At 31.9% G+C, this 24,291-nt stretch carries 24 protein-coding genes and 1 pseudogene; 9 read left to right on the plus strand and 16 right to left on the minus strand.

Annotated features, from left to right (window positions below; translation table 11 throughout):
- Nucleotides 1-3: 3 nt before the first annotated feature.
- From BUA99_RS02195 to BUA99_RS02225, 10 genes and pseudogenes are all read right to left on the minus strand, one after another.
- On the minus strand, nt 4-816 hold the full coding sequence (locus BUA99_RS02195) for a purine-nucleoside phosphorylase (RefSeq protein WP_072987602.1): 813 nt from the start codon (nt 814-816) through the stop codon (nt 4-6).
- Nucleotides 788-1,813 (minus strand): tetraacyldisaccharide 4'-kinase, encoded by a 1,026-nt coding sequence (lpxK, locus tag BUA99_RS02200; RefSeq protein ID WP_072987603.1) that lies wholly within the window; start codon nt 1,811-1,813, stop codon nt 788-790. The genes BUA99_RS02195 and lpxK overlap by 29 nt, the downstream gene beginning before the upstream one ends.
- A gap of 272 nt (nt 1,814-2,085) precedes the next feature.
- A complete protein-coding gene (locus BUA99_RS02205) occupies nt 2,086-3,447 on the minus strand; it encodes an amidohydrolase (RefSeq protein ID WP_072987605.1) in 1,362 nt (453 codons plus the stop codon).
- Between the two features lie 13 nt (nt 3,448-3,460).
- Nucleotides 3,461-4,168 carry an ankyrin repeat domain-containing protein gene (locus tag BUA99_RS02210; RefSeq protein ID WP_084673451.1) on the minus strand — a complete coding sequence of 236 codons (708 nt, stop codon included), beginning with the start codon at nt 4,166-4,168 and terminating at the stop codon, nt 3,461-3,463.
- Between the two features lie 102 nt (nt 4,169-4,270).
- Nucleotides 4,271-4,627: pseudogene (locus BUA99_RS02215) on the minus strand (thiol:disulfide interchange protein); the annotation flags it as partial.
- Nucleotides 4,606-5,058, minus strand: a complete 453-nt coding sequence (locus BUA99_RS15295) for a hypothetical protein (protein ID WP_234972876.1) — start codon at nt 5,056-5,058, stop codon at nt 4,606-4,608. The gene BUA99_RS15295 and the pseudogene BUA99_RS02215, both read right to left, overlap by 22 nt.
- A gap of 6 nt (nt 5,059-5,064) precedes the next feature.
- Nucleotides 5,065-5,643, minus strand: a complete 579-nt coding sequence (locus tag BUA99_RS15300; RefSeq protein WP_234972878.1) for a TonB-dependent receptor — start codon at nt 5,641-5,643, stop codon at nt 5,065-5,067.
- Between the two features lie 323 nt (nt 5,644-5,966).
- Nucleotides 5,967-7,829, minus strand: a complete 1,863-nt coding sequence (locus BUA99_RS15305; RefSeq protein ID WP_234972880.1) for a SusC/RagA family TonB-linked outer membrane protein — start codon at nt 7,827-7,829, stop codon at nt 5,967-5,969.
- Between the two features lie 27 nt (nt 7,830-7,856).
- On the minus strand, nt 7,857-8,054 hold the full coding sequence (locus BUA99_RS15310; protein WP_234972882.1) for a hypothetical protein: 198 nt from the start codon (nt 8,052-8,054) through the stop codon (nt 7,857-7,859).
- Between the two features lie 163 nt (nt 8,055-8,217).
- Nucleotides 8,218-9,387, minus strand: a complete 1,170-nt coding sequence (locus BUA99_RS02225) for a FecR family protein (RefSeq protein WP_072987611.1) — start codon at nt 9,385-9,387, stop codon at nt 8,218-8,220.
- A gap of 111 nt (nt 9,388-9,498) precedes the next feature.
- On the opposite strand from BUA99_RS02225, the gene BUA99_RS02230 reads away from it, so the two are divergent.
- From BUA99_RS02230 to rluF, 5 genes are all read left to right on the plus strand, one after another.
- Nucleotides 9,499-10,110 carry an RNA polymerase sigma factor gene (locus BUA99_RS02230; protein WP_072987614.1) on the plus strand — a complete coding sequence of 204 codons (612 nt, stop codon included), beginning with the start codon at nt 9,499-9,501 and terminating at the stop codon, nt 10,108-10,110.
- A 172-nt stretch (nt 10,111-10,282) separates the two neighbouring features.
- A complete protein-coding gene (locus tag BUA99_RS02235; protein ID WP_072987617.1) occupies nt 10,283-11,377 on the plus strand; it encodes a Nif3-like dinuclear metal center hexameric protein in 1,095 nt (364 codons plus the stop codon).
- A gap of 3 nt (nt 11,378-11,380) precedes the next feature.
- Nucleotides 11,381-12,160: a zinc ribbon domain-containing protein gene (locus BUA99_RS02240; RefSeq protein ID WP_072987619.1), complete on the plus strand. Its 780-nt coding sequence runs from the start codon at nt 11,381-11,383 to the stop codon at nt 12,158-12,160.
- Between the two features lie 96 nt (nt 12,161-12,256).
- Nucleotides 12,257-13,123: an alpha/beta hydrolase gene (locus BUA99_RS02245; RefSeq protein ID WP_072987622.1), complete on the plus strand. Its 867-nt coding sequence runs from the start codon at nt 12,257-12,259 to the stop codon at nt 13,121-13,123.
- 76 nt (nt 13,124-13,199) lie between these two features.
- Complete coding sequence (rluF, locus tag BUA99_RS02250; RefSeq protein WP_072987624.1) at nt 13,200-14,015, plus strand: 23S rRNA pseudouridine(2604) synthase RluF; 816 nt, start codon at nt 13,200-13,202, stop codon at nt 14,013-14,015.
- 44 nt (nt 14,016-14,059) lie between these two features.
- Here rluF and BUA99_RS02255 read toward each other — a convergent pair whose 3' ends face one another.
- The 5 genes from BUA99_RS02255 to argS form a co-directional block, all read right to left on the minus strand.
- Nucleotides 14,060-14,986, minus strand: a complete 927-nt coding sequence (locus tag BUA99_RS02255; protein WP_072987627.1) for a magnesium transporter CorA family protein — start codon at nt 14,984-14,986, stop codon at nt 14,060-14,062.
- A 336-nt stretch (nt 14,987-15,322) separates the two neighbouring features.
- The gene (locus BUA99_RS02260) at nt 15,323-16,204 is read right to left on the minus strand and encodes a bifunctional 5,10-methylenetetrahydrofolate dehydrogenase/5,10-methenyltetrahydrofolate cyclohydrolase (protein ID WP_072987629.1); all 882 of its coding nucleotides are present in this window, start codon (nt 16,202-16,204) and stop codon (nt 15,323-15,325) included.
- A 151-nt stretch (nt 16,205-16,355) separates the two neighbouring features.
- Nucleotides 16,356-17,717 (minus strand): signal recognition particle protein, encoded by a 1,362-nt coding sequence (gene ffh / locus BUA99_RS02265; RefSeq protein WP_072987632.1) that lies wholly within the window; start codon nt 17,715-17,717, stop codon nt 16,356-16,358.
- A gap of 139 nt (nt 17,718-17,856) precedes the next feature.
- Nucleotides 17,857-18,756: a mechanosensitive ion channel family protein gene (locus BUA99_RS02270; RefSeq protein ID WP_200778631.1), complete on the minus strand. Its 900-nt coding sequence runs from the start codon at nt 18,754-18,756 to the stop codon at nt 17,857-17,859.
- Between the two features lie 168 nt (nt 18,757-18,924).
- Nucleotides 18,925-20,715, minus strand: a complete 1,791-nt coding sequence (gene argS / locus BUA99_RS02275) for an arginine--tRNA ligase (protein WP_072987638.1) — start codon at nt 20,713-20,715, stop codon at nt 18,925-18,927.
- A gap of 446 nt (nt 20,716-21,161) precedes the next feature.
- Here argS and BUA99_RS02280 point away from each other — a divergent pair, with 446 nt between their 5' ends.
- The 4 genes from BUA99_RS02280 (at nt 21,162) to BUA99_RS15070 (ending at nt 23,473) form a co-directional block, all read left to right on the plus strand.
- A complete protein-coding gene (locus tag BUA99_RS02280; protein WP_234972883.1) occupies nt 21,162-21,680 on the plus strand; it encodes a hypothetical protein in 519 nt (172 codons plus the stop codon).
- Nucleotides 21,681-21,843: 163 nt separating this feature from the next.
- Nucleotides 21,844-22,605 carry an SDR family NAD(P)-dependent oxidoreductase gene (locus tag BUA99_RS02285; RefSeq protein ID WP_072987641.1) on the plus strand — a complete coding sequence of 254 codons (762 nt, stop codon included), beginning with the start codon at nt 21,844-21,846 and terminating at the stop codon, nt 22,603-22,605.
- Nucleotides 22,606-22,726: 121 nt separating this feature from the next.
- Nucleotides 22,727-23,167 carry an OsmC family protein gene (locus BUA99_RS02290; RefSeq protein ID WP_072987644.1) on the plus strand — a complete coding sequence of 147 codons (441 nt, stop codon included), beginning with the start codon at nt 22,727-22,729 and terminating at the stop codon, nt 23,165-23,167.
- Between the two features lie 168 nt (nt 23,168-23,335).
- Nucleotides 23,336-23,473 (plus strand): hypothetical protein, encoded by a 138-nt coding sequence (locus tag BUA99_RS15070; RefSeq protein ID WP_159430923.1) that lies wholly within the window; start codon nt 23,336-23,338, stop codon nt 23,471-23,473.
- Nucleotides 23,474-23,664: 191 nt separating this feature from the next.
- Here the strand turns inward: BUA99_RS15070 and BUA99_RS02295 are convergent, their stop codons facing one another.
- A complete protein-coding gene (locus BUA99_RS02295) occupies nt 23,665-24,183 on the minus strand; it encodes an SRPBCC family protein (protein ID WP_072987647.1) in 519 nt (172 codons plus the stop codon).
- Nucleotides 24,184-24,291 lie beyond the last annotated feature (108 nt).

Genomic DNA, 24,291 nt, shown 5'->3' on the forward strand with positions numbered 1-24,291 from the left:
AATTTAGTAGTTTAATATTAACTCTTTAATTAAACTTCTTACCCTTGGCTCAGCCGCTTTTGCTGCTTCTAAAACTTCGTCATGAGATATGGTTCCTATGCTTTCTTCATTACCCATATCTGTAATAACTGATATACCAAAAGTTTCTAAATCCATGTGACGTGCTACTATAACTTCGGGAACGGTTGACATTCCTACACAATCCGCACCAAGAATTTTTACCATTTTATATTCAGCTAATGTTTCAAATGTTGGACCTTGCAATCCTAAGTATATTCCTTCATGCACATCAATACCTAATTGCTTTGCTAACTCCGTTGTTTTTGTGATCATTTTTAAAGAATACGGTTCGCTCATGTTTACAAACCGTGGACCAAAGCGCTCGTCGTTTTTTCCACGCAAAGGATGTTCTGGAGTCATATTAATATGATCTGTAATCATCACAATCGATCCAACTTTATAAGATGGATTAACACCGCCAGAAGCATTAGAAACTACTAATTTCTCAATACCTAAAAACTTCATAACTCGTACTGGAAATGTAACTTCAGTCATAGAGTATCCTTCATAAAAATGAAATCGTCCTTGCATAGCAACAACTTTTTTAGTACCTATCGTTCCAAAAACTAGCGCACCTTTATGACCTTGTACAGTAGATACGGGAAAATTTGGGATTTCATTATAAGGCAAAGTATGTTCTACTTTCATTTCATCAGTAAAACTCCCTAATCCTGATCCTAATATTACACCATACTCTGGCTTAAAATTGATTTTAGCGTTAATAAAATTAACGGTTTCTTGAACTTGTTCCCACATAATTTAAAATTTTTTTTCTAAAGTTGTGCTCCTCTTCGAGAAACTGACTTTTAATTGGTAAATAAAAAAGTTGCTCTGCAGTTAATTTCCCCTGCAATCGCACATAATCCTTCTCAGTTGTAATAACAATCCTGTTTATCGACTTTTTTTTAATATCTAAAATATCATTTTCACTAAAATCATGATGATCAGGAAAAGATAAACAGACATCATTAGTTCTTTGTAAATAATCGAAAAAAGGTTCAGGTTTAGCAATACCAGCCACCAATAGTTTAGAAGATTCCTGAATATCATTTACGTTTATCTTTCGGTTTTCACCCAAAACAAAATTATCATACGCTATAAAAGTAAAGTATAATTCTTGGTTTACAGAAAGATTTAACTTAGTTCTAATATCATTCTTGCTTACTGAAGAGAGCGTATGAGGACATTTTGTCACAATAATTATATTGGCTCTTTTAGCACCACTCCTACTTTCTCGTAAATTTCCAGTAGGCAACATGAAATCATCTGAATACAAATCTCCAAAAGAGGTTAGTAAAATATAGAAACCTGCTTTTACTTTCCGGTGTTGGTAAGCATCATCAAGTAATATTATTTGTGGTTTTTGAGATTGTAATAGCAATTGCTCAATTCCATTTTTACGATTTGCATCAACAGCTACTTGAATATTCTTAAACTTTGAATAAAATTGAAAAGGTTCATCCCCTAAAATTTCGACTGTAGATGTTGAGTTGGCTAATATAAAACCTTCCGACTTCCTTTTATAACCCCTACTTAAAGTAGCTAAAGTATAATTCTTAGAAAGCATTCGAATTAAATATTCTATTTGAGGTGTTTTGCCAGTACCACCCACACTAAGATTTCCCACAGCAATGATTGGCAGATCGAAAGCATAAGAAGTTAAGATTTCTTTATCATATAAAAAATTCCGAATAGCAATAATAAAACCGTACAAAACAGCAAACGGAAAGAGTATTTTTCGCAGTAAAATCATTAGACGAAAGTAAAAAAATTAAACATCAATTTAACAAATTAAATGCCTTCTATTTTCGATTTAAAAAATAAGGTAATCCTTATCTTAAAGTTGAAATATGTCTAAAGGATCTAAATATATAATGCTCTATCCAATCAGTGTTATACTATAAAAACAAAAAAATAATAGTTCTTAATTTCATCTCTCCTGACACAATTTAAAAAATAAACTTATTGAACATAAATATCACAATTGTAATTCATGCAAAACTATTGAAGGTCTTAAATGAAAACTTAAGTTTTCATTTCACCAGCTATTAATTTTCCCTTAAAAAAAACTGCTTCTCTTTTAGGTAAGCGCGCTACGGCTTCTGCAGAGCAACTTGCTTTTACTAAAATAAAATTGGCCTCATTATCCAAAACAGGCCAAGTACGAATCCCTGCATCATTAAGTGGTAAAATTTCGTTAGTAGTCGCTATGTGCAAAGCACGACTCAAACTAAACTCATCCGTCCATCCATAAAGTTGGGCACACAGTTTTGCTTTTTCAAGCATATCGCAGTTTCCAAAAGGTTGCCAGTGATCCACAATACTATCAGTTCCTGTCATTAATTTTACGCCATATTTTTTCAAAGTAGGAACAGGCATAATAGTTCTACCAATAGGGATTGTAGAAACAACACCAATTCCGAGTTCTCCCATTTGTTCGGCTGTTTTTTCTAATTCTTTTTGCTCTATTTTTGCAAGTGCAAAACCATGGCTTATATATGTTTTACCTTGCAACTGTTTATTCTCCTCTGTTTTTTTGATAATATAATCAATTGCAGCCTTTCCTGTTGGTAGACCCTCGTGCAGGTGAATATCGATTCCTTTATTGTTGTCTATAGCAATTTGGAACATAACATCAAGGGATTTTTCAAGATTCCCATCAACAGTAGTAGGATCTAGTCCACCAATGAAGTCAACGCCCATTGTAGCAGCTTCGCGCAACAACGACTCTGATTGTGAATACAAAATTCCATGTTGTGGGAAAGCTACAATTTCCCAAGCAAAACTATCTCTGTTTTTTTCTAGAGCGGCTAGTAAATGTTCTAAGCTTTTTAATCCGCTTACGGGATCAATATTTGTTTGACAACGGGCAAAATAAGTACCTTGGCTTTTCATTAGTTCTATTGCTTCTTCGGCTTTTCGTTGCGAATCTGTCAATAATTGTGGAATTATTTTTTCCTCTAACGCAATCATGTCCTTTACCGTATAGCCTTTTCTTGGTGCAGCATTCCATTTCCCACCGTAATATGTTTTATCAATATGTATGTGCATATCGCGCAATCCGGGTAACATTAAAAGTCCCTTTGCATCAATAACTTTTAGTTTTAAATCTAGTTTCCCCTTATTTATCATTTTTACTTTACCATCGGCAATATGCAAATTATACATGTCTGTTTTGGTGGAAACCACTTCCTTCTTTTCATTGTATTCAAAACCTTCTTCCAATCTTACATTCGATAAAATATATTCTTTCAAATTAGTTGTCGTACTATCCTCCCGTTTTTTATGAGGCATTGCTGAACTGCCCACTGTGGATAAAAAAGCTGCGCCAGTTGCAGCTGCACTCATTCCTAAAAATTTTTTTCTACTAATTCCGTTTTGATCCATTTTTACATTTTTATTATTTTGCTCCCGCTTGTTGTAATAACTTTACCATTTCTGCATAACCTTGTTTTTTAGCATGCATTAATGAGGTCATTCCGTTTTCATCCCTAATATTTACATCACAACCTCCTTTTATTAACGCAGCTACTATATCTATATGAACTTGGCCGCCATCACTTAATATAACAGCTTCAAGCAATGCGGTCCAACCTAAATTATTTACATGGTCTTTAGGGAAATTTAGCCAATTTACTAACAATTTCACAACTTCTAAATGCCCTTTTTCTGCCGCTGGTATGAGTGCAGTACCTCCGTAGCGATTGTAGATTTTAAAATTGACTCCATTTTCAAGCGCTAATTTTACGATCTCCATATTACCTTCAGCACCAGCGTATAAAAATGGACTGTTTTTCATATTATCCTGTGCATTAACATCGGCACCCGCATTAATCAAAAGTGTAGCTATTTCATTATTCTTATTGTAAACTGCTTCCATCAATGGAGTTCGTCCTTGATCATTTTTAATTTCCAAAGACGTGCTTTTTTCCAAGATATCCACTAACTGATTCTTATCTCCATTGTAAACTGCTTCAAAAATTGCCTTATTGCTTACCATACTATCTTCTTTTAATTCCTTTTTTTTTGATGAACAACTAAGTAATAGCACCATAGATAAAACAATGGTGCAAACTACTTTTTTATTTGATCTCTTTTTTAGTTCCATTTTTTAAAATTAACGAATATTTAGATGATAAGAAAGCCGTTCTATATTTAATACTTAAACATTTTATACCATTTGTAAATTAATACTGTCTATTCCATTGATTTATTTTTTAAAGTTAGCCAATCCTGCTTTCAACCAGCTGTGATATTCTTCAACATCTGGGGTATAACCCACAGGATCAATTAAATTTTCACCTTCGTGATCTGATAATACATAAAATGGCTGTGCGTTTGCCTTGTATTTTATGGTTTGGAATTCACTCCATTTTTGTCCCACGTATTTTAATTGTTTACCAGGTCTCAATTTCGATTCGATTTCTTCGCCTGCAGGAAGTGGTCTTTTATCATCAACATATAATGAAATTAGTACTACTTCATTTTTTAAGATAGATAAAATTTGCTCTTTTGGCCAAACTTGTTGTTCCATTTTTCTACAGTTCACGCACGCATAACCAGTAAATGAACTCCGAACGAGAATGACTTAGCTAGTGGATATGGATCTTCATTGTTGATTTGATCAGTAATCGTTCCTCTTTCTGAGAAAGTCTCTGGGTCAATACCAGGCCATTTAGTCCATGTCAATAAGTTAGTTCCTGTAAGTGTTAGCGACGCTTTGTCAATACCCATTTTACTACTTAATTTTTGTTCAAAATTATAGGTGAACTGTATACTTTTTAGACGCAAGTAAGAAGTGTCATAAATATAGCGATCTGAAATTCTTCCATTTGAAGAAGGATCTGTATAAAGTGCTTTTGCATAACGTGCATTAGGATTTTCAGGTGTCCAAGTATTTAAACCGTACTCACTGTATTTATTTTCTCCTAATGAATTGAAAACTCCTGTTGGAATTGCATTCCAAATCGATTTTGCTCCCACTGAATATTGGAACAAAGCACTTTAACTAAAGTTTTTGTAAGCTAATGTATTTGATATTCCACCAAAGAATTTAGGTTGAATATCGCCTATTACCGCTTTATCATCTGCTGTAATTAAACCATCTTTATTTACATCTTCCATCATGAAATCTCCAATAGAAGTGGATGCTTTATCATATAATCCTGATGGTGAAGCTGCGTTTAATGCATCTATTTCATCTTGTGAATTAAATATTTTAGTTACTTTATAACCTTTGATCGTTCCTACGGGTTGACCTTCGATATAATAATCTAATTGGAAAGGATTAATACTTGCACCGTTTAGTTTAACTAATTTATTTCTATTGAAAGACCAGTTTACAGTCGTTGACCAAACAAAATCAGTACTTCTAACAATGTCTCCACCTAAGCTGATTTCAATACCTTTATTACTTACGTCCATAAAGTTAGAGTAGTACGATTTAGGTCCTAATTCCAAAGGAATAGGAGTTTTAACTAATGCACCAGTAGTTTTTCTAGAATACGCATCAAAACTACCTTTTAAGCGATTATTAAAAAATCCAAAATCTAAACCTAAGTTAACCTCGTCTGTAGTTTCCAACCAATTTCTGGATTTGGAAAATTATCCTCAGCAACAATACCAGAATTACCATTGTAGATGCTAGAAGCAGTATTTTGAAAAAATTGTAAATAAGCAAAGTCAGATACGTTAGTAGATCCTACCCTTCCTACACTCGCTCTTAGTTTTAAGATGTTGATTTGCTATACATCCGAAAGAAATTTTTCATTAGAAATGTTCCAACTAGCAGATAAAGATGGAAAATATCCTCTTTTATTAGCTGGTCCAAATTTAGACGAAGTATCTGTTCTAAAATTTAAAGTGGCATTATACAAATCTTTGAATCCATAGTTTAAACGAGAGAATCAAGAATATAAACCGGTATCTAATTTATTAGTAGAATAACCAATAATTGTACGAGCTGATGTTGCGTTATTTAAAATTTCGTCATCTGGAAAACCGCTATAAAAATGACTAGAACTATTAAAATTAGTTCTGTCCCAAGCAGCTCCTCCTAAGATTCCAAACTTATGATTTAGTGAAATATTAAAGTTATAATCAGCTGTTAAGTTCGTTGTAATGTTAGATACTAAACCATCTGCTTCCGCTAGATAAGAATCATTTGGAAAGAATACAAAATCAGTTTCTACTGTTTTTGGTATAAATGAAGAGTTTTTGTTATAGAAAATAGAAGCATTTGACTCTGCTTTTAATTTTAAATCTTTTAAAGGTTCAATTTCAATATAAGCACCACCTATAAAGTTGTACGCTTTGTTATTCGTCTTATTTCCCAAACGCATCAATGGATTAGGCTCAAGAGTCATAAATCCATATTGATATTCTGCCTGACCTACTAATTTTCCATTTGCATCTCTTGGAGCTAAATCTGGACGAGCACCAGCGATAGAAGTATTAATAGTAAATTGATTTAAAATGTCATTTTCTCCTGAATTAGCTTCAGTATGACCCACATTTACTGATGTTCCTATTTTTACATATTTAGTAAGATCAGTATCTAATGAAAGACCTAAATTATACTGTTTCATTTTATCTTTAATAGTCAAACCTTCTTGATCAATAAACGATGTACTGAAATTGTAATTTGTTTTCTGGCTTCCACCACTCAAGCTTATATTAGCTTGTTTAGTAATAGCCATAGTTCTAAACACTTCTTTATTCCAATCTGTATTTGCGGTGCCAAAATAATCATCGTTTATACCATCATTGCTTACAATGAAAGTATCAAAATCTAAATCAACTTTTGCAATATTCTGTAAATCAAAAGCAGTAAAAGGATCTAATTGACCGTTATTCATAGCATCAACGCTATTATTAATCAACTGATTGTAAAAGTTTTTATATTGACTTGCATTTAATGCTCCAACCGTGCTGATAGGTTTCGCTATAGTAGTAGCATAATTGAAATTAACTCTAGCAGGTTGTCCTTTTTTACCTCTTTTAGTTTTAATGATAATTACACCATTAGCACCACGAGATCCATAAATAGAAGTTGCTCCAGCATCTTTCAATATATCAAAACTTTGAATATCGTTCGGATTTAGTGTTGATAAAGGATTTGCTCCGTTCAAAGCATCAAAATTAAATGGAACTCCATCAATTACAAATAAAGGTTGGTTTAATCCTCCACCTACAGATGATAATGGCGAAGTTAAACCTCGAATATTGATACGAACTGGCGCACCAGGTCGACCTGTGTTTTGAGAAACTTGTATCCCTTTTACTAACCCACCTAAAGCTCTATCAAAACCAATTGTTCCAGTAGATGCTTGAACTATATCCTTTGCACTTACTGATGAAACGGCTCCTGAAAATTCAGAACGCTTTTGCTTTCCGTAGCCTACTAAAACCACCTCTTCAAGTTCATTCAACTCTTCTTCAAGAACTACTTTCATTAAAGATTGACCTCCGTAAGCAATACGTTTTGATTTATATCCCATATTTGAAAATGAGATAAATTTACCCGTTGCATCCCCATTTAGTTTGAATCTTCCTTCATAATCAGTTACTGCGCCTGTTTTTGTTCCTTCGATCATTACAGAAACTCCTATTAATGGCATTCCTGCTTTATCAGTAACAATTCCTTCTACTTGCCTCTGATCAGCAGTTGCAATGCTTTCGATTTTTGTATCGTCTAATTTTTTTAGAACAATCTGATTTCCTAGTATTTGAAATGAAATCTTTGTGTTAGAAAACAGTTTGCCTAACACATCTGAAACTAACTTTTTGTCAACATTTTAATCAACTTTTTGGTTTAGATTCAACTCATTGCGATTATAAAAGAAATGAAAATCGGTTTGGTTTTCAATGATCTGAAATACGTTAGACATTGCAACACCATTTACGTCCATGGTAATGGTGTTCTTCTGTCCATAACTACTTGCTGCACTGACCTGCATGAGAGTGGTGAATAAAAATAAGAGTGAAAATTTCATCTTTAGGTTAGAGTTATTCAAAATGCGTCTCAACGCACTTTTAGTTCGCTGTTTTTTCATAAGTTTACACTTGGTTTAATTTTGTTAGTTTTAGATTAAATCATTTTTTAGAATGACTGGGAAGGTGTTGGCGCATCTTCCTTTTTTTTGCTTAAATAAATTCTTACATATTCTTCGGTTTAGTTATAGTTATTACTTTGTTTTTAATCGTATAATTGAAAGATTTGTAGGTTTGAAAAGTTTTCAAAACCTGCTCTATATTCTCTTCTTTAAATGTGGCAGTAATCATAATGTTATTCAGCTCATCGTAATTGTTAACAATATCAACATTGTATTTTCGCTCCAGTTTATTTGTAATTACTCCAAAAGAATCATCAATAAACATCAACTGTCCAGAAACCCAAGCGATGTATTTTCTAACATCTACCGGTTCTGTTTTTAAATTTTTATTTTCGAAAAAAGCTCTGTTACCTGGTCTTAAAATCACTTCATTATTTTCAGTAACGTTGCTTGAAGCTACAACACTTCCTTCGACTAAAACTGTGTATGTTTTAGCATCTTCTTTATAAGAAGTCACATTAAATTTTGTTCCGAGAACTTTAACGTTCATATCACTTGAACCAACAATAAAAGGATGTTTTTTATCCTTAGCTACATCAAAATAAGCTTCTCCATTAAGAAAAACTTGACGGCTTTGTCCTTTTAAAAATCGAACAGGGTATCGCAAAGAACTTCCTGAATTTAAATAAACGACTGTACCATCTGACAATCCTAATTCAAAATGTTTACCATAAGGAATTTTTATAGTGTTGTAAGTCAAAAACTTATCAGAAATATCATCTGAATACATAATTTTAGTTTTATCCTGTCTACCTATTATTTTTCCGAATCTATTGATTATATTTTTTGAATTTATAGGATCAATCACTTCTACTTTTCCATTATCTAATTGCAAAGTGATCAACTCTTCCGTAATATTCACTATATCTACTTTATTCCCTTTTGGCGTAAATACATCGCTTTTTTGATAAAAATAGAATGCACTTACACCTAATACAATTACAGCTGCATATTTTAAATAAGATTTTACTCTACGTTTTAAAAATAAATTTCTCTCTTGTTTGATCCGCTGCATTATGTTCTTTTTTGGACCTTCAGAATCAAAAGCATTCATAGCACAATTAATAGCATAGTTCGTTTTTACAAAATCCTTAAATACTTTTTGATTAGCTGCATTACCTTCAAGCCATTTATTAAAAGCATCCATCTCCTCTAGATCCGCTTGATTTGTAATGTATTTTACTATTAGTTGCTCTACCTTATTTTCTGCCATGTTAGACTTTATTTTTTACTCATACGAAGCCATAAACCAATACCCTAACAATTGTTTATCTTTTTTTCATTTAAAATGAATTATATTTTATAATTCATTTACTTTGCCTATATGAATAGTGGAAATTTTGATAATAATAACTTTTTATTTGAATGCCTAAAAAAAGGTGATCAAAAAGCATATCAACACTTGATGAATACCTACCATCATAAGTTGTGTGTATATGCTAATAGTCTTATTAGAAATATTTATACCGCCGAAGATATTGTTCAGAATGTTTTCGTTAAGATATGGGAACAACGCACGAGATTAAAATCGGATCATTCTATTCAAAGTTTTTTGTACAAGCCAGTTTATAACGAGTTTATAGATCAATATCGTAAAAAACAATCACTCTTCTCTCTCGAAAAAACATATTTTGAAGCCTTGAATGAAGTAGTTCAAGAAAATAGCTCTGAAGATTGGGATAGAATAGTCAACGTTGTAAATAAAGAAATTAAAAACCTTCCTCCAAAATGCAAAGAAGTTTTCATCTTAAGCAAGCAAGAAGGTTTGACTAATATTGAAATTGCTGAACATCTAGGAGTATCCATTAAAACAGTTGAGGCTCAAATAACAAAGGCTTTCTCTGTACTTCGATTTAATTTAAAAGAAAAAGTTAAACTCATTTTATTTCTTATATTGGATAAAAGTCAAGCAATAATCAAAAGAAAAAAGAAATAGTGAACTTCTATAAATGCTATTGCAACTATTCAAATAGAATAAATATCTTTTTTTCAAAATTATACTCAGGTTTAACTCTTTAAAAAAAGCTAAAGTTTAATTATTGTAATATAGATTTTGTTTCAAATGTTTAAGTTAATAAAATAAGAAATTTGAATTTTAAAATAGAAAAATGAAAATTAAAGAAATTATCACCGTGCTTGAAGAAATGGCACCGTTAGCTTATGCAGAGGATTTCGACAATGTTGGTTTAATAGTTGGAAATCAAGAATCAGATGCTACAGGAATATTAGTTTGTCACGATGCTCTAGAAAATATAATTGATGAAGCAATCTCTAAAAACTGCAATCTTGTAGTGTGCTTTCATCCTATTTTATTCGCTGGATTAAAAAAAATTACTGGAAAAAATTATGTCGAACGAGCAGTATTAAAAGCTATAAAAAATGATATTTCAATTTATGCAGTTCATACCGCCTTAGATAATCACCAAAATGGAGTGAACAAAATTTTCTGTGATGCATTGGGTTTAACAAACACTAAAATACTAATTCCAAAACAAAATTTCATTCGGAAATTAATAACTTTCACTATCCCAGAAAATGTAGAGCAAGTAAGAAATGCCTTATTTACTGCTGGTGCTGGAACTATAGGCAATTATGAAAATTGCAGTTTTAACTCGAAAGGAATGGGAACTTTCATGGGAAATGAAAACAGCGATCCACAAATAGGTGAACAATTTGAGTTTGTTGAGACTGCAGAAATCAAAATAGAAGTCACTTTCGAAAAATATTTAGAAAATAAAATTTTGAAGGCCTTATTTCAGAATCATATTTACGAAGAAGTCGCTTACGAAATTTATGATTTAGGAAACAAACATCAAAATATTGGATTAGGAATGATAGGAGAATTAGGCAGTCCGATGAAAGAGAAAGACTTTTTACTATTTGTAAAGGAAAAAATGCAAGCTAGCGGAATCCGGCATTCTAGTTTTTTAGGAAGAGAAGTAAAAAAAATAGCTGTTTTAGGTGGAGCTGGAAGTTTTGCAATAAAAAATGCAATTCAAGCTGGAGCTGATGTCTTTTTGACGGCTGATTTGAAGTATCATCAGTTTTACGAAGCCGAAAACCAGGTTTTATTAGCTGATATTGGACATTTTGAAAGCGAACGCTATACAAAAAATTATATTGTAGAGTATCTTCGAAAAAAAATCCTTAATTTTGCTGTTATTTTAGCAGAAGAAAATTCAAATCCAGTTAAGTACTTATAGAATATGGCGAATACGAAAGAATTAAGTGTTGAGGACAAGTTAAGAGCGATTTACGATTTACAACTTATTGACTCTAGAATTGACGAAATCAGAAACGTAAGAGGAGAACTTCCTTTAGAAGTTGACGATTTAGAAGATGAAGTTGCTGGTTTAAGCACACGTTCAGAGAAATTGAAAGGAGAACTTGAAATAGTTGAAAATCTTATCAAAGTAAAAAAGAACGCTATTGATGAGCACAAAGAAGCTATCAAAAAATATACTAAACAGCAAGAAACTGTCCGTAACAATAGAGAATTTAATTCGTTAACTAAAGAGATTGAATTTCAAGAATTAGAAATTCAATTATCTGAGAAACAAATTAAGGAAATGAAGGCTTCTCTCGAGCACAAAAAAGAGGTGATTGTAAATTCTAAAGAGAAATTAGAAGCAAAATCAAATCATTTAAAGCACAAGAAATTAGAGCTTGACGCCATAATGGCAGAAACAGCTAAGGAAGAAGCATTTCTATCTGAAAAATCAGCAGAGTACCAAGCTTTAATTGAGGAGCGTTTATTGAAAGCGTATACTAGAATTAGAACTAGTGTTCGAAATGGACTAGCTGTTGTATCTATTGAAAGAGGTGCATCTGCAGGGTCTTTCTTCACTATTCCACCACAAACACAAGTGGAAATTGCTGCAAGAAAGAAGATCATTACTGATGAGCACTCTGGAAGAATTTTAGTAGATAGCACATTAGCTGACGAAGAAAAAGAAAAAATGGAGCAATTGTTTGCTAAGTTTTAAATACAGATAGTCCCGAATCACATCGGGACTTTTTTTATTGCATAATTAGTCTGCTTTGCAGACTTTTTTCGTTTAGTTATTTCGACAACATCCCTCATGAAAAAAACATTTTATTATTTATTGACAAAATCAGTTGGGACATATATAAACATACTATTTTATATTTTTCCAAACAAAGCGATTCAAATTGCGCATAGTCATTTTAGTGAACCTAAAAAAGGTAAAATTACCGTTGATGATCTTCCTAAAACATTACAAACCGCCACTTTAGAGACTATTCTTGATAATGAAAATATAATTCAGACTTATATCTGGAAAGGAAACAAAACTATTATTTTATTAATTCATGGTTGGGAAAGTAATTCTTCGAGATGGAAAAAAATGTTACCGTATCTACTAGAATCCGGAAGTACGATTATTGCAATTGATGGTCCTGGCCAAGGATTGTCTAACGGAAAAGAATTTACGGTACCAAAATATGCTGAATTCATTGATATAGTCTCTAAAAAATATCAACCTCAATATATAATTGGTCATTCTTTAGGAGGGAAAACCAGTTTGTACTTTCAGTACAAATATCAAAGTCCTACAATTCAAAAAATGGTTATTTTAGGTGCGCCAAGTGATTTTTTAATAATCTTAAAAAATTTTACTAACCTCCTGAGTTTAAATCAAAAAGTTATTAAGGAATTAGAGAAAAAATATAGAAATATATTAGAGGTAGATTTAACCCAATTCGCTTCAAAGCAATTTGCTAAAAAATTAAAAGTTGCTGGTCTATTAGCTCATGACGTCGATGATACAATAGTTTTATTCAGCGAAGCAAAGAAAATTGCTGCTGCTTGGCAAGATGTTCAATTTGAGCAAACTCAAGGATTGGGACATAAATTACATGATGCCGATTTATATAGAAAGGTTAGTGATTTTCTATTTGATAAAACTCCCTTAAATTTAAATTTGTAAATAAACAGTTTTTATCTAGTCAGTAAATTGTTTAATTTTCTAATTAACTAATTTTCTAATTACTTACTTTTGCATCATGGAAGAAAATCTAAAACGACTCAACAAATTTATAGGCGAAACAGGATTTTGCTCGCGACGCGAAGCCGATAAAATAATCGAAGAAGGTCGAGTAACGATTAATGGGATTGTACCGGAATTAGGAACAAAAGTATCAGCCCATGATGAAGTACGAATTGACGGCAAATTAATTCGGGAGCAAAATGAGAAACCCGTTTATCTTGCTTTTAATAAGCCCGTAGGAATTGAATGTACGACTAATTTAGAAGTTCGTAATAATATTGTAGATTACATCAATTATCCGAAACGTATTTTCCCCATTGGACGATTAGATAAAGCATCTGAAGGATTAATTTTTATGACAAATGATGGCGATATCGTAAATAAAATATTACGAGCTAGAAACAATCACGAAAAAGAATACACCGTAACCGTAAATAAATTAATCACTGATCGTTTTATAGATAAGATGGGAAATGGTGTTCCTATTTTGGACACTATCACTAAAAAATGCAAGGTTGAAAAAATCAGTTCAACCACTTTCAAAATAATCTTAACTCAGGGTCTAAATCGCCAAATTAGGAGGATGACTGAATATTTAGGATATGACGTTGTCGCTTTAAAACGCATCCGAATCATTAATATTTCCTTAGATATTCCTGTAGGTCGTTTTCGAGATCTAACTGATGCTGAGATAAAAGAACTAAATGAGCTTATTGAACCCTCTATCAAAACCGAAGAAGGAAGTTTACCAAAAATAGAACCTATTGTAAAAAGACGAACAGAGTTTATAAAACGTGATGACCCTAGATTTAAGAAAAGGGGCGATTATTAATAGTAAGCGTGTTTAAAAACTTTGAAATCCTTCTTACTATTTTTTTAAAACCATCTTTTTCTTTTAAACAAATAAACTCCAAAAGCAGATAATAAAACCGATCCAGCTATAACAATCGACAAGCCATATCTACTGTTTTCCAAATTATTAGGTACATTCATCCCATACAAACTAGCAATCAAAGTTGGGATCATTAAAATAATTGAAATCGAAGTCATTTGTTTCATAATAGTATTCATATTATTCGAAATCACAGAAGCATAAGCATCCATTGTCCCTGTTAATATGTCGCTATAAATATTAGTTGTTTCTTGTGCTTGTCGCAATTCAATTTCGACATCTTCCAATAAATCAAGATCAAAAAATTCTTTTTGGGATTTTATATTCTTAATTCTATGCAGCAAAATATCGTTCCCTTTTAAAGAAGTCATAAAGAAAACTAAACATTTTTCTATTTGGAGTAGGGCTTGTAATTCCTCGTTTTTTATAGATTTTTCTAAATTATCTTCGGCTAACTTTATTTTCTGATTAACTTGCTTTAAGTATTTTAGAAACCAAACACTAGATGATAATAATAACTTTAAAACTAAATCAAAATTATCTTTAATATCAATGTTCTTACGTTTTGTATAAATTACAAAATCAGATAGCATTTCTGTTTGATGAAATGTTATCGTAATGCAAATCTCATCTTTAAAAACAATACCAACAGGAATAGTGTGGAAAGGCAATTTAATCACTTTACTTTTTACGGGAATGCGCATTATGATTAACGTCCAGCCATCTTCAACTTCTATTCGAGGTCTTTCATCAATATCTTCAATATCATTGTAAAAAGCTTCAGGTACATGAAGCTCATCGAGCAAATATCTTTTTTCTGATTCGGTGGGGCATTCAATATTAATCCAACAGTTTGGAATCCAATCAGTAGTAGCAATTAATCCATTATTGTTTTTATAAAAAGCTTTCATATCAAATTGTATAGGTTTAGTTACAGCATTTTGACTATTTCAAAAGCTATTTTAATTGAACATTCCCGAATAATAATCGTTCATTTTTACTCTTTTAAGTTTTGCAAAAGTATTGCATAAATTATCCATGCAAACCTATATGAAAATTTTTAAGCTTTTTTTAAGGTAAAAAAAGCCTTAAACAGATGCTTAAGGCTTGTATTGTGGAGTAATTATGTAAAATTTTAAAAATTTTTCTTGAGCATTATATCATACAATTTTTAAAGTTTGATTACCAATTCATAGGCTAAGTAAATTTCTAATTAACTTATAAATTAAATGCTGCAAAATTCGAATCTATTTATTCCTTCTCATTTCTCTTGCGAGAAGTGTGTTTTTCAATAGCATTGCAATAGTCATAGGTCCTACTCCACCTGGAACAGGCGTAATAAACGATGATTTTTTACTTACTTCATCAAAATCTACATCACCTGTAATTACATATCCTTTTTCATTAGATTCATCTGGGACACGTGTAATTCCAACATCAACAACAACAACGCCCTCTTTGACCATATTAGCTTTTAGATAATTAGGAACGCCAAGTGCTGTAATAATTATATCAGCTTGAACAGTGATTTCTTCAATATTTTTAGTGTAACTGTGCGTTAGTGTAACAGTAGAGTTTCCGGGAAAACCCTTTCTTCCCATTAAAATACTCATCGGCCTACCTACAATATGACTACGCCCTATAACCACCGTGTGCTTCCCCTTAGTTTCAACACCATATCTTTCTAGTAATTCCAATATCCCAAAAGGTGTTGCTGGTATAAACGTACTCATATCTAAGGCCATTTTACCAAAATTCTCTGGATGAAATCCATCAACGTCCTTACTTGGATCAACTGCCATTAATACTTTTTGCTCGTTGATTTGTTCTGGTAAAGGCAACTGAACGATGAACCCGTCTATTTCATCATTTTCGTTTAATTCTTTGATTTTTTTAAGTAACTCAATCTCCGTAGTAGTACTTGGCATTTTGACTAAAGTAGATTCAAAGCCCACTCTTTCGCAAGCTTTTACTTTACTGCCCACATAAGTTAAGCTAGCACCATCATTTCCAACAATAATGGCTGCTAAGTGAGGAACTTTTTCCCCTCTATCTTTAATTTTTTGTACTTCAACAGCGATTTCAACTTTAATATCATCTGCTGTTTTTTTTCCGTCTAGTAGTTGCATTTTAATTTATAGTTTAGAGCTTGAAACTGTTTTATTTTATTTTTTTTTAGAGCTAATAATAGAAACATCTTCATTAAATATAGTTGTAGTTGTGTATCAAAAAAATAAGGTTTACAGTTTCATAATTAAAACTTTAAACCTTAAATAAATATTATCTCATTCCGGGCATTCCGCCTGGTATTCCACCTTTCATTCCACCCATCATTTTCATTAAATTTTTTCCTCCGGGTCCTTGCATCATTTTCATCATCTTACTCATTTGCTCAAACTGCTTCATCAACTGGTTCACTTGTTCAACTTTAGTTCCTGAACCCTTCGCAATTCTCGCCTTTCTTTTTACATCGATTAATGTGGGCTTACTTCTTTCTATTGGTGTCATTGAGTGAATTATTGCTTCAATATGTTTAAAAGCGTCATCTTCTATTTCTACATCCTTCATCGCTTTTGATGCACCTGGTATCATTCCTACCAAGTCTTTCATATTACCCATTTTCTTTACCTGTTGAATTTGGGACAAAAAGTCATCGAAACCAAATTCATTTTTAGCAATTTTCTTTTGGATTTTTCTCGCTTCATCTTCATCGAACTGCTCTTGAGCTCGCTCAACTAAGGAAACAACATCACCCATCCCTAAAATTCGCTCGGCCATACGAATAGGATAGAAAACATCAATGGCTTCCATCTTTTCTCCTGTACCTACAAATTTTATTGGCTTATTAACAATAGTCTTGATAGAAAGTGCTGCTCCACCACGCGTATCACCATCTAACTTAGTTAGAATGACTCCATCAAAATTCAATCTATCGTTGAATGTTTTTGCTGTATTAACAGCATCTTGACCAGTCATAGCATCCACAACGAATAATGTTTCCTGCGGCTGAATTGCTTTATGAACCCGTTCAATTTCGTTCATCATCTCTTCATCAACGGCTAAACGACCAGCTGTATCGACGATAACGACATTAAATCCATTTGCTTTCGCATGTTTTATCGCATTTTGAGCAATTTCAACTGGATTCTTATTTTCTGGTTCAGAGTAAACTTCAACCCCTATAGAATCTCCTACAACATAAAGTTGCTGAATCGCTGCTGGACGATAAATATCACAGGCAACTAAAAGTGGTTTTTTATTCTTTTTATTAAGTAAATAATTAGCTAGTTTACCAGAAAAAGTAGTTTTTCCAGAACCTTGCAATCCTGACATTAAAATAACTGTTGGATTTCCAGAAAGATTAATTCCTGCAACATCACCACCCATTAGTTCTGTTAATTCATCTTTAACAAGTTTTACCAACAACTGTCCAGGCTGAAGTGTAGTTAAAACGTCTTGCCCAAGTGCTTTTTCCTTAACCTTTGTTGTAAAATCCTTTGCAATTTTAAAGTTTACATCGGCATCAAGCAAGGCTCTGCGCACTTCTTTGAGCGTTTCAGCCACATTTACTTCGGTGATTTTTCCGTGACCTTTAAGTATATGAAAGGCTTTATCTAATTTATCGCTTAAATTATCAAACATAGTAGTGATTTATTTTGAAATGCAAAGATAAACTAATTCGATAATTAGGCAATTAGATACATTAGATAATTGAAAGCTATTTCAAGACTAATTTTAACAAATTTCTCTCTTCCTAATTTTAGATGAAATCGTTGTCAAATTATTTTTTTATGTTGATATTAAAATCAGCAGATTCAACCATTTGAAAAGTAGCGGAAGCAAATTTAATTTTTCCATTAGTTCCCTCAAAACTCTTTAGAATTTGGGTAAATAATTCAGTTTTTGTTGCTCGCCTTTTATTGTAAGTTACCACATAACGCAGCGTGAATTCTACCCAATTGTCAGTAGCGATAAGTGAAACCATTGGCTCTGTTTGCGCATCTTCTAAACGGTATTTATTTTGTAAATGAGACCAAGTTTCTCTAGATTGAATAGTTAAATCTCCGGCAACTCGGTTGCCAATTTCTAGCAATAATTGCTTTGCTAAATCATAATTACTACCATACTGCACTGGAATTTTGATTTCATCCCATAAAAAGGGAAAATCACCTGAACAATTAAAAACAGGTTCCTTAAACACATAACTATTTGCAATTAAAACAATTCGCCCATTGTATAAATCACCATCAACCCATTCACCAGTCTCCATAATTGTAGTACGTAAAACTCCAATATCCATTACATCACCTTTTATGCCACCAAGTTGCACACGATCTCCAGTTTTATAAAAATCACCAAACATAATTGCCAACCATCCAGCAAAAGAAGCTATCACTTCTTGTAAAGCAAAAGCAATTCCCGCTCCTGCCACCCCTAACGCTACAGTAAGACCACCTAATTTATCACTAAAAACCACAATAAGTAAGATAATAGTAAGCAAATAACCAATATAATTACTGATTTTTTTAGCTCGATAATGATTATCATTACCTTTAATTCTAGACAATAAACTGCGTTGAATTAATCGTACTAGAATCCAGATTATAGCTACTCCAATTACTATTGTTGAGATTTTTCCAATGGTGGGATCAAATAAATATTGCGTTATCGTTTCATTCATGAGCATTAATTTTTTCAAATCAGTAAATTTGATGAACTGCTTATTATCCTATTTGTAGAAAACAGAAAGATACTTAAAAATTTTAAGTGAAAATTCTGAAATACAAAAAAGTCCTTTACAATAAAGCAAAGGACTTTTATTAGGCTTCTGCCAAAACTAAAAATGCAATTACATTCTATCAGGAACATTAATTCCTAATAGTTTGAATGCTAATGCTATAGTATCAGCCACTTTTTTCGAAAGTTGGACTCTGAATATTTTTTTCTCAACATCTTCTTCGCCCAAAATAGGAACTGCTTGATAAAATGAGTTGTACTCTCGTACCAAATCATAAGTGAAATTAGCTACCAAAGCAGGACTATGATGTTGTGCCGCATTTTGAATTACCTCTGGAAATAATTCTAATTGCTTCACTAATTCTTTTTCTTTTTGGTGCAACTCAGAAATGTTTGATTTACCTTTAATATCAAAATCAGCTTTACGAATAATCGATTGAATTCGAGCGTATGTATATTGAATAAACGGACCCGTATTTCCAGCAAAATCTACTGATTCTTCTGGATTAAACAAGATTCGTTTTTTAGGGTCTACTTTCAAAATATAATATTTTAAAGCACCAAGACCTATTGTATTATATAATTTTGACTTCTCTTCAATAGAATAAGCATCTAATTTTCCTAAATCTTCAGCAATTTTTTGAGCCGTATTAGTCATTTCCTCCATCAAATCATCTGCATCAACAACAGTTCCTTCGCGACTTTTCATTTTACCAGACGGCAAATCGACCATTCCGTAAGATAAATGAAATAAGTTTTTAGACCAATCAAAACCTAATTTCTTCAGGATTAGGAACAACACTTTAAAGTGATAATCTTGTTCGTTTCCTACAGTATAGACCATTCCACCCACATCAGGAAAATCTTTCACTCGTTGAATGGCAGTCCCTATATCTTGGGTCATATAAACCGCTGTTCCATCTGAACGCAGTACAATTTTTCGATCTAAACCTTCATCAGTCAAATCAATCCAAACTGAACCATCAGGATCTTTTTCAAAAACTCCTTTATCTAAACCAATTTGGACGACATCTTTTCCTAGTAAGTAGGTATCACTTTCATAATAATACTGGTCAAAATCAACTCCTAAATTTTTATAGGTAATAGCAAAACCATCATAAACCCATTGGTTCATCATTTTCCAAAGCTTAATAACAGCTTCATCACCCGCTTCCCATTTCAGAAGCATTTCCTGTGCCTCTAATATAATAGGAGCTTGTTTTTTAGCTTCTTCCTCGGTTTTACCAGCACTCAGTAATTGTGCTATCTCTTCTTTATATACCTTATTAAAAGCAACATAATAATTCCCAACTAGTTTGTCCCCTTTTGTAGCAGTAGATTCTGGAGTTTGTCCCTTTCCAAATTTTTGCCAAGCCAACATCGATTTGCAAATATGGATTCCGCGATCGTTGATGATTTGAGTTTTATATACTTTTTTTCCACTCGCTTTTATTATTTCAGCAACCGAATATCCTAATAGGTTATTACGAACGTGACCTAAATGTAAAGGTTTATTAGTATTAGGCGATGAATATTCAATGAGTACCGCTTTATCATTTATTCCTTCACTTAAAGATGGACTTACAAAACCAAACTTAGCTTCCTCTTTTATTTGTGCAAAAAAATCTAAATAATAGGTGTCAGCAATAACAATATTTAAAAATCCCGAAACGACATTAAACCTACTGACTTCCGGTAAATTTTCGACTAGGTAGTTTCCTATTTTATTCCCTAATTCGACCGGATTACTTTGTACCAACTTTAGTAAAGGGAAAATGACCATTGTAATATCGCCCTCAAATTCTTTCCGAGTGGTTTGAAATTCAACTTTATCAAGAACAACGTCAAATAAAGCTTTTACAGCTATTTCGATAGCGGGCGTAAGAATTAGTGGTAATGTCATTTTATAAATTATTTTAAGAGCGCAAAGATAGGTATTCTGAGGGAATTTGAGAATTGTGAATTTGCGAATATATAATTAATCTTTAGTCAAAGCCAGCACGATTTATTAACAAAATAATTAAGACATTATGATCACTAAAATTGAAATTAAAGTTAGAAACGATTAGAACACCGCTGTTTTTGACTAAATAAGTGAATAAGACAATGAATCTAAATAATTCTATAACACTATTTCAATTAAAAATTATGACCTTTATAATTCATTTATTTGTCGCAATTATAATCGGAATATTAATAATCACACTTATAAGAACTTCAATAGTGCAGATTGATTACATTTTCTATTTGCGCTCTAACCACACTTGTACCTAATCCTAGTATTACAAATATTTGCAGACAAATATAATTTATTATAGCGTCAAATTTAAATATTAATTCAAAACAATTATGGAAACTATAACAGAAATACAACAAAAGATAATTGCTATCACTACTAAGATAAGAGAGGAATTTCCAGAGCTTACTAAATATATATCGGAAATGCCTGAAAATAACGATAAAGACGAGAAGATCCTAATTGAAAATTTCAAAAAGTATTATCAATCATTACTAGACATTGTTCATCAATATTCTCAAACTCATGAAGGTAATGTTAAACTTAGTGATAATAAAAACACTGAATACGCAGATCTTCAAATTTATCCAGCTGAGGAAGATATTTATCAACAATTTACTAAAGAAGCAGATTTAAATCCTGAGAATACCTCAAAAAATAAAACAGCAGTAGATCAAGCGCCAAGAATGAATGAAAAATCTTTTGAAAACGCAAGGTCAGGAAGCGATTTAGACGTGCCAGGTTCAGAGTTGGATGACCAGCAGGAAAGTGTTGGTAGTGAAGATGAAGAAAATAATTATTACAGTTTGGGTGGCGACAATCATAATGATTTAGAGGAAGATCAAGGATAATAAACAAAAACTTTTGAGTTGATCAAAAAAAATAATTAACAGTTGAACACTTTTAGAATTCGAAAAATTTAACAGTAAACTTCAATGTTCAAATTGGGTCCTAAGATGCTTGTCAATCAAAAGCAAATTAAAAACGGAAAACAAATTCATAAATTATATCAAAATGAAAAGATTAAAAAATAAAGTTGCAATTATAACTGGTGGTGCTGGTAGTATAGGTAAAATTACCGCTCAACTATTTTTAGAAGAAGGCGCAAAAGTTATGCTAATTGACTTAGACAAAGAATCCCTTAAAAAAACAATTAAAGAACTAAATAGTGTAGATGTTAAATATTGCGTTGCTGATGTCACAAAAGCTATTGATGTCCAAAATTATATTGATGAAACGGTTCAAGTTTTTGGAAAAATTGACGTGTTTTTTAACAATGCTGGAATTGAAGGTGGTGTTAAACCAATAGAGGATTATCCAGAAGAAATTTTTGACAAGGTAATCGCTGTTAATGTCAAAGGAATGTGGTTAGGTAATAAATATGCAATACCACATATGCATGATGGTGGAAGTATAATTATGACCTCATCTGTTGCGGGAATTTTAGGCTCCGCTAATATGAGCGCTTATATCATTAGCAAACATGCAGTTGTAGGGATAATGAGAAATGCAGCTATCGAATTAGCGCCAAGAAAAATAAGAGTGAATACGATAAATCCTTCGCCAGTTAACAATAGAATGATGCGCTCTATTGAAGAAGGTGTTTCTTCAGGCAACGCCGCGCAAGTACAGCAAGATTTTGAAGCAACGATACCTTTAAAACGCTATGCGGAACCAGAAGAAATTGCCAAATTAGTGCTATTTCTTGCAAGTGATGATAGTCAATTTATTACAGGAACTATACAACTGATAGATGGTGGATTATCTGTTCAATAATTATAAAAAAATTGAATGGCTTTGTAAACACATAAGGAGCATTGAAAGAAATAAAATTAATAACCTCATCGTTTTAAAATCGATTTGTAAAAATTAAAACTATATAATAAAATCTTATACAATGGAAAATCAACACAAGTACGAAGTAGATGTAGAATGGACAGATGAACGAAAAGGAATTATTTCTTCACCTGATTTGTATCAAAAAATAGAGATTGCAACACCACCAGATTTCCCCAATGGTGAGCCTAATATTTGGTCACCAGAACATTTATTTGTCGCAGCAATTAATAGTTGCGTAATGAATACTTTTTTTGCCATCGCCGATAATTCAGAATTAAATTATGAAAATTTTAAATGCAACGCTATCGGAATTGTAGAGAAAATCGATGAAATGTATATGGTAACTGAAATAAAATTAAAACTCATTCTTACTATCACTAATGCTGAAGATGCTGATAAAGCATTACGAGTTATTAAAATGAGTGAAAAAAATTGTCTTATTTCTAATTCTGTCAAAACTACTATTGTAATAGAACCTGAAATTGTGATTGCATCTTAATTTATACTTTATTTAAAACGAGATAAAACAAAAATCTAAAAAGGAGCAGCAGTCGCAACGTAAAGTTATGTATCTCTTAATATTTAAAAACAATATTGTTTCACAACAAAACGAGTTGATTTGTACAATCAAAGTAATAAAATAATTTTTAAATGAATAAACATAGCAATGGATAATAAAAAAAATGAAAAGAAAGAGGATCCTTGTTGGAACGGTTATCATCAATTGGGGATGAAAACAAAAGACAGCAAGAAAGTTCCAGACTGCGTTCCCGATGAGAAAGCGAAAACTTCAAAAAAGAAGTAACAATATCATTTGTAAAAATAAATTGAAGAAATTTGTTTACAATTACTTGATGTTTTGCAAAGAGGGTAATTTTTCTACCATTGAAAATCTAATTATTTAGATAAAATTTTAAAATTAAATAGAGCAACTGAAAAAATTCTTCTTATGAAAATAATCAAAAAAAAATCTTTGTAGTCATCCACCCTCTTAAGCTATCGTTCAAGAGTTTCCTTCAATGTGATTAAACTACTTGCAATATCATTACCTATTAACTTTTCGAGATCTGCAAAATAAATTACAACATTAAGTGGAAAGTTATAAATACTGCTAAAAGTCCAAGTAACCTTTGTTTCGTTTTCACTAATTGCTGTCAATGAAATTACTGCAATAGATTTTAAAGGTAAAGGTTTTGTAAATTGTATATTACAAGAAATCTCGTCACCTTCTACAATTTTTGATATGGTTTGTGTTCCCGTACCAATACTATTGACTTTGCTACTCCATAAATAAGTAAAACCTACTGCACCATCAGTTCCAGAATAGGATTTTACTGTATTAGGATCTTTTCTGTTGTAATAACTATACTCGTTTTGATTTCTAAGTAATCTTATATAACTGAAAATTTGTTGTTTTGGTTTCTTAATTCTTATTTCTCTAACGATCTCGTAATCATTTTTTAAATAAGATCCTAAAACAATTATTGCTACGGCTATTAATAATATGACAGTCATACTTTTTTTATAAAATTACTTAATTGATTTTACTTGCAAATAAAAAACCTAGGTAATAAATTACATAGGTCTTAATAAATAGATTTATTGCATACTGTGAATAACGTT

Origin of the sequence: Flavobacterium segetis (genome assembly GCF_900129575.1) — a bacterium.
GTDB classification, from domain to species: domain Bacteria; phylum Bacteroidota; class Bacteroidia; order Flavobacteriales; family Flavobacteriaceae; genus Flavobacterium; species Flavobacterium segetis.

What these genes read in the sequence shown, in the direction of transcription:
- BUA99_RS02270 (WP_200778631.1), bottom strand. Translation starts at nt 18,756, where the DNA reads ATGAATGAAACGATAACGCAATATTTATTTGATCCCACCATTGGAAAA.
- BUA99_RS02195 (WP_072987602.1), bottom strand. Translation starts at nt 816, where the DNA reads ATGTGGGAACAAGTTCAAGAAACCGTTAATTTTATTAACGCTAAAATC.
- BUA99_RS02225 (WP_072987611.1), bottom strand. Translation starts at nt 9,387, where the DNA reads ATGGCAGAAAATAAGGTAGAGCAACTAATAGTAAAATACATTACAAAT.
- BUA99_RS02290 (WP_072987644.1), top strand. Translation starts at nt 22,727, where the DNA reads ATGGAAAATCAACACAAGTACGAAGTAGATGTAGAATGGACAGATGAA.
- BUA99_RS02240 (WP_072987619.1), top strand. Translation starts at nt 11,381, where the DNA reads ATGGCGAATACGAAAGAATTAAGTGTTGAGGACAAGTTAAGAGCGATT.
- BUA99_RS02280 (WP_234972883.1), top strand. Translation starts at nt 21,162, where the DNA reads ATGGAAACTATAACAGAAATACAACAAAAGATAATTGCTATCACTACT.
- BUA99_RS02235 (WP_072987617.1), top strand. Translation starts at nt 10,283, where the DNA reads ATGAAAATTAAAGAAATTATCACCGTGCTTGAAGAAATGGCACCGTTA.
- BUA99_RS02230 (WP_072987614.1), top strand. Translation starts at nt 9,499, where the DNA reads ATGAATAGTGGAAATTTTGATAATAATAACTTTTTATTTGAATGCCTA.
- argS (WP_072987638.1), bottom strand. Translation starts at nt 20,715, where the DNA reads ATGACATTACCACTAATTCTTACGCCCGCTATCGAAATAGCTGTAAAA.
- BUA99_RS02260 (WP_072987629.1), bottom strand. Translation starts at nt 16,204, where the DNA reads ATGCAACTACTAGACGGAAAAAAAACAGCAGATGATATTAAAGTTGAA.
- BUA99_RS02205 (WP_072987605.1), bottom strand. Translation starts at nt 3,447, where the DNA reads ATGGATCAAAACGGAATTAGTAGAAAAAAATTTTTAGGAATGAGTGCA.
- BUA99_RS02295 (WP_072987647.1), bottom strand. Translation starts at nt 24,183, where the DNA reads ATGACTGTCATATTATTAATAGCCGTAGCAATAATTGTTTTAGGATCT.
- rluF (WP_072987624.1), top strand. Translation starts at nt 13,200, where the DNA reads ATGGAAGAAAATCTAAAACGACTCAACAAATTTATAGGCGAAACAGGA.
- BUA99_RS02255 (WP_072987627.1), bottom strand. Translation starts at nt 14,986, where the DNA reads ATGAAAGCTTTTTATAAAAACAATAATGGATTAATTGCTACTACTGAT.
- BUA99_RS02245 (WP_072987622.1), top strand. Translation starts at nt 12,257, where the DNA reads ATGAAAAAAACATTTTATTATTTATTGACAAAATCAGTTGGGACATAT.
- BUA99_RS02285 (WP_072987641.1), top strand. Translation starts at nt 21,844, where the DNA reads ATGAAAAGATTAAAAAATAAAGTTGCAATTATAACTGGTGGTGCTGGT.
- ffh (WP_072987632.1), bottom strand. Translation starts at nt 17,717, where the DNA reads ATGTTTGATAATTTAAGCGATAAATTAGATAAAGCCTTTCATATACTT.
- lpxK (WP_072987603.1), bottom strand. Translation starts at nt 1,813, where the DNA reads ATGATTTTACTGCGAAAAATACTCTTTCCGTTTGCTGTTTTGTACGGT.
- BUA99_RS15070 (WP_159430923.1), top strand. Translation starts at nt 23,336, where the DNA reads ATGGATAATAAAAAAAATGAAAAGAAAGAGGATCCTTGTTGGAACGGT.
- BUA99_RS02210 (WP_084673451.1), bottom strand. Translation starts at nt 4,168, where the DNA reads ATGGAACTAAAAAAGAGATCAAATAAAAAAGTAGTTTGCACCATTGTT.
- BUA99_RS15310 (WP_234972882.1), bottom strand. Translation starts at nt 8,054, where the DNA reads ATGAAATTTTCACTCTTATTTTTATTCACCACTCTCATGCAGGTCAGT.